Origin of the sequence: Caballeronia sp. J97, assembly GCF_905220305.1 — a bacterium.
Classification (GTDB): Bacteria; Pseudomonadota; Gammaproteobacteria; order Burkholderiales; family Burkholderiaceae; genus Caballeronia.
This window is the reverse complement of record NZ_CAJMZL010000088.1, coordinates 1-825: the sequence shown is the minus strand read 5'-3', so window position 1 is coordinate 825 and position 825 is coordinate 1. Positions and strand designations below refer to the sequence as shown.

Sequence of the window (825 nt, the reverse complement as noted above, 5' to 3'; positions counted from 1 at the left end):
TGACGGGTACGATAATTTTCATGACCGGTATTCCAATCAAATATCAGTAAGAACGCGGAAGGTGCAGCACGTGTTCGGCCACGTGTCCGAGAATCATGTTGGTGGAGATGGGCGCGACCTGATACAGACGGGTTTCACGGAACTTGCGCTCCACGTCGTATTCGCAAGCGAAGCCGAACCCGCCATGTGTTTGCAGGCACGCATTGGCGGCTTCCCAACTGGCCTTGGCCGCCAGGTACTTGGCCATGTTGGCTTCGACGCCCGCGTTCTCGCGCGCATCGATCTTCTGGCAGGCGCGCCAGCGCATCAGATTGGCGGCCTCGAGCTCGATGAACGATTCGGCGAGCGGGAACTGGATACCCTGGTTCTGACCGATGGGACGGCCGAAGACCTTGCGTTCGTTCGCGTAATCCCGCGCCTTTTCGAGGAACCAGTAACCGTCTCCGATGCATTCGGCCGCAATCAGCGTGCGCTCTGCGTTCAATCCGTCGAAGATCACCTTCAGGCCCTTGCCCTCAGTGCCCAGCAGTGCATCCTCAGGCAATTCGAGGTTGTCGAAGAACAGCTCGTTGGTCTCGTGGTTGACCATGTTGAGAATAGGCTGCACTGTCAGCCCATTGCCGATAGCCTTGTCCAGCTCGACGATGAAACACGACAGGCCATCGCTCTTCTTTTGCACCTGGTCGAGTGGCGTGGTGCGCGCCAGCAGGATCAGCAGGTCACTGTGCTGCACGCGTGATATCCAGACTTTCTGGCCATTGATGACCCAGCGGCCGTCCTTTTTTACGGCCGTGGTCTTGAGCTTGGTGGTGTCGCTGCCCGTGG

The 825-nt window shown here is 58.3% G+C and carries 1 protein-coding gene; it reads right to left on the bottom strand.

Going from position 1 to position 825, the window contains the following annotated elements:
* Window positions 1-43: 43 nt before the first annotated feature.
* On the bottom strand, window positions 44-825 hold a 782-nt coding region (locus U4Y90_RS35945; protein WP_321801896.1), incomplete at its 5' end, for an acyl-CoA dehydrogenase family protein.